Here is a 3,985-nt window from a genome sequence, read left to right as displayed (position 1 = left end):
GCCGCCGGCCACCCTCCGGAGACGACCACACCCGCCAGAACACCCCCGCTCGGCCTGGCCGTGAACGGCAAGACGCTCCGGCGGCAGCCGTACCGGTGACGGCGTCACACACCTGCTGGCCACCGTCCGTCACGACACCCAGACCGTGCTCGCCCAGCGGCAGGTCGCGGCCAAGAACAACGAGATCCCCGCGTTCACGCCCCTGCTGTCCACGGTGAACCTGGCCGGGGTAGTGGTCACCGCCGATGGCCCTGCCCTGACGCGAGGCCATCCTGAATGACCGCACCGACGAGCACAGCCACGGCCGCCGCGAGATCCGCCGGATGAAGATCTGCACCGTCCGACCACACCTGCCCTTCTCCCACGCCGCCCAGGCCATCCAGGTCAACCGAAGCCACCCAGCCGACGGCCTTCAACTACTCGGTCTCATCACATGAGAACGCTTCAGCCCTGAGCGCGAGGGGCGTGCTCGCGGGTTCATAGCTTCCCCGGAACGAATAGAGATCACCGGTCGTGGAGAAATGTCCGGAGCGGCTACGGCGCCGGGGGCCAGAGGGAGAGGGCGCGTGAGCCGTTCGACGCAGATCCGCTGGCTGGTCGGCCTCACAGCGCAAGCAACGAACCTACCATTTTCAGATCGTTTGCGGTCAATGCAAATTATTTGGGACGATTGACAAGGATTGGGTCATATTAGCCATCAAATGATTTATGGCAAGGGAGTGACCGGTGAGGACAGTGATTCACACAGAGGATCTGCCGGTGGACGAGCGGTTCGCTTCCTGGCATGATCACCTGTTCCGGCAGGTGGTGGCCCCTATGATGATCACCTGTGACGATCCCGCGGGCTTCCGGGGAAGCATCGAATCGATAGATCTGAGTGCCGTCCATGTTTCCGCGGTGGAGGCTTCTCCGTGCGGGGCGTACAGGACACCTCGGATGATCCGCCAGTCCGATCCCGAGCTGTTCCAGCTCGCGTTCAACATGCGCGGAGAGACCTCGATAACGCAGGACCGCAGATACGCTCTGTCGCAGCCGTCGGACATGGTGCTCTACCACACCTCGCGCCCCCATCAGATACGGACCGGGTTCAGCAAGGATGCCACCTATGGAGTGATGGTGGTGTTTCCCGCCAAACTGCTGCCGCTGCCTTCGCGCAAAGTGGAGCGGCTCACCGCCACGCCGCTGTCAGGCCGTGAGGGGATCGGCGCGCTGATCTCGGGATTCCTCACCCGTCTGGTCAACGGCGCCGACCAATACGGGGTATCCGATCGTTCACGCCTCGGGCTTGTCCTGACCGACCTGCTCACCGCCCTGATCGCCCATCACCTCGACGCCGATACGGCCCTGCAAGCCACCACCCGCCAACGCGTCCTCCTGCTGCAGGTTCATACCTTCGTCCAGCAGCACCTGACCGACCCACACCTGTCCCCGGCCACGATCGCCGCGGCTCATGGCATCTCCATCCGCACCCTGCACCGGCTCTTCCAGACTCAGGGCGCCACCGTCGCCGAATGGATCCGCGCCCAGCGACTGGAGTGCTGCCGACGAGACCTTTCCGACCCCGCCCTCGGCGACCGGCCGATCCACGCCATCGCGACTCGGTGGAGCTTCCCCGTCGCCGCGCACTTCACCCGCGCCTTCACCGCCGCCTATGGAGTCACCCCCCAGGAGTACCGGCGCCAACACCAACCCGATCACATCCTCGATTGGCACGCATAGTCAACGAGTTGGCGCTCAGATGAAACGACACCTGCCCGGACGTCTGTGATCCTCATGGAAGAGATCGCACGCAAGCGATTGAGGGGAAATCAGGGTTGAACATGTGAGGGCATTGCCACCGGAATTCGGCTGGGGCAGTCTTGTCACCACCGGCCGATGAGGGCTAATCGATTTCCGGCGACGGCACCATGCGCGAGGTGGCCCTAAAGCGCTAACCGTCTGCTCTTTCCATCGGTGAACCGGTGCCCGTCACCGGGCGGAAAAGTAAGAATTCCAGAAAACCTTCCGACGAAGGGAATCCACACGTGAAGGCCATCAAAAAACTGGCGACCGTGATGGCGGCGACAGCCATGGTCGCCGGGCTGCTCGTCACCCCGGCGACCGCGTCGGCGTCCAGCTCCCAGGCACTGGGCTGCCAGGCGTTCAGCGCCCGCGCCCTGCTGTACTGGGGTACCGCCGTACGGACGTTCACCTGCAGTGGCACCTACAACGGGCCCTTCAGTCAGGCGAAGCGCTTCCGCGCCGGAGGATGGTCCGGATATCTCGAAACGAACATCGGCACGCCGCTCTTCTGTGACGGCGATGATTTCGCGCTGAACAACTACACGGTGTACCGCGTCGTGCTTTATGCGACGAAGGCTTCCTGGTGCTGATAGAAAACGGGCGACGGTGCGTCAACGCGCCGTCGATCCGGAACAGTTTCGAACACGCTGAGATTCGTCATATTCGATAAGACATGACGTCGGCCGTGCCACCCAGCGCCAAGTGGCGTGAAAAGCAGGTACAAGGCCAGGGGGCAGGGCCGTTGCGTTCTCGACGGGTGAGACGGCTGCACCCCTGGGACGGAGGCAGCAGGCCGGCTGAGGCACCCCAGCGTGAAGATGACAAACGCGCCCCCTGATGATCGGCGGTGTCTAGTGCTGTGACCGGAATCCTTTACCGGTCTCGCGTGTAACCGCCAGCGTCGGTTGGATGTCTTCACAGATCCAACCGATGCGAGGGGGCGCCGTGGCGGAACCGGTCAGGGTACGACGACTGATGGACGCCGAAGGGCAGAAGCTGCAGCAGATCGTCCGCCGGGGCAGTACCAGCTCGGTGCGGTACCGGCGGGCGATGATCCTTCTGGCTTCGGCCGGAGGGAATACCGTTCCGGTGATCGCCCGGCTAGTGGCCGCCGATGAGGACACCGTCCGCGATGTCATTCATCGGTTCAACGAGATGGGGCTGGCCTGCCTGGACCCTCGGTGGGCGGGAGGCCGTCCCCGCCTGCTCAGTGACGATGAGGAAGCCTTCGTCGTCTCGACGGCCACCACCCGCCCGACCCGGCTCGGGCAGCCCTTCACCCATTGGTCCATCCGCAAACTCGCCGCCTACCTGCGAGCTCTTCCCGGCCGCGCCATTGAGATCAGCCGGGAAGCCTTACGCGTCCTGCTGGGGCGGCGCGGGATCTCCTTCCAGCGCACCAAGACGTGGAAGGAGTCACCGGATCCGGACTTCGAGGCCAAGCTGGACCGGATCGAATACGCCCTGACCCACCGGCCGGAGCGGACCTTCGCCTTCGACGAGTTCGGCCCGCTGGGCATCCGCCCCGCACACGGATCGGGCTGGGCACCGCAAGGACGACCGGACCGGCTGCCGGCCACCTATCACCGCACCCACGGGACCACCTACTTCCACGGCTGTTACTCCGTCGGCGACGACCTGCTCTGGGGCGTCAACCGGCGCCGCAAAGGCATCGACCACACCTGGGCCGCGTTGCGGTCGATCCGCGCGGCCCGCCCGGACGGCGCCCCCATCTATGTGATTCTGGACAACTTGTCGGCGCACAAGAACTGGCGTATCAGGGCCTGGGCGAAGAAGAACAAGGTCGAGTTGTGCTTCACCCCGACCTACGCCTCCTGGGCCAACCCCATCGAGGCCCACTTCGGACCGCTGCGCCAGTTCACCATCGCCAACTCCGACCACCCCAACCACACCGTCCAGACCCGGACGCTGCACGCATACCTGCGCTGGCGCAATCTCAACGCCCGCCACCCGGACGTCCTGGCCGCCCAACGCCGCGAACGCGCCCGCATCCGCAGCGAGAAAGCAATCCGCTGGGGCGGCCGGCCACTTTCAACTGCGGCCTGACCGCCCAACCCGGCAAACGTTTCCGGTCACAGCACTAGTGTCATGCGCCTGAAATTCGCCGGCAATATTTAGCCAGGGATTCGAGGATCTCTTCAGCGCTCTTGGTCCACACGAACGGCTTGGGATCCTCGTTCCA

4 protein-coding genes are annotated in these 3,985 nt (G+C 64.5%); 3 read left to right on the top strand and 1 reads right to left on the bottom strand.

Annotated elements, in window-relative coordinates:
* Positions 1–236: 236 nt before the first annotated feature.
* On the bottom strand, positions 237–416 hold the full coding sequence (locus ACSDR0_RS49585) for a hypothetical protein (protein WP_435295957.1): 180 nt from the start codon (positions 414–416) through the stop codon (positions 237–239).
* Between the two features lie 343 nt (positions 417–759).
* Between ACSDR0_RS49585 and ACSDR0_RS49580 the strand changes: the two genes are divergently transcribed.
* The 3 genes from ACSDR0_RS49580 to ACSDR0_RS49570 all read left to right on the top strand — a co-directional run bounded on the left by ACSDR0_RS49580 (position 760) and on the right by ACSDR0_RS49570 (position 3,849).
* Positions 760–1,719 carry a helix-turn-helix domain-containing protein gene (locus ACSDR0_RS49580; protein ID WP_435295956.1) on the top strand — a complete coding sequence of 320 codons (960 nt, stop codon included), beginning with the start codon at positions 760–762 and terminating at the stop codon, positions 1,717–1,719.
* Positions 1,720–2,024: 305 nt separating this feature from the next.
* Positions 2,025–2,372 (top strand): hypothetical protein, encoded by a 348-nt coding sequence (locus ACSDR0_RS49575; RefSeq protein ID WP_435295955.1) that lies wholly within the window; start codon positions 2,025–2,027, stop codon positions 2,370–2,372.
* Between the two features lie 319 nt (positions 2,373–2,691).
* Complete coding sequence (locus tag ACSDR0_RS49570; protein WP_435295954.1) at positions 2,692–3,849, top strand: IS630 family transposase; 1,158 nt, start codon at positions 2,692–2,694, stop codon at positions 3,847–3,849.
* Positions 3,850–3,985 lie beyond the last annotated feature (136 nt).

Origin of the sequence: Streptosporangium sp. G11 (assembly GCF_051192615.1) — a bacterium.
Taxonomy (GTDB): domain Bacteria; phylum Actinomycetota; class Actinomycetes; order Streptosporangiales; family Streptosporangiaceae; genus Streptosporangium.
This window is presented reverse-complemented; position numbering and strand designations above follow the sequence as displayed.

Coding starts and splice junctions, on each gene's coding strand:
- ACSDR0_RS49570 (WP_435295954.1), top strand. CDS start 2,692: ATGTCTTCACAGATCCAACCGATGCGAGGGGGCGCCGTGGCGGAACCG.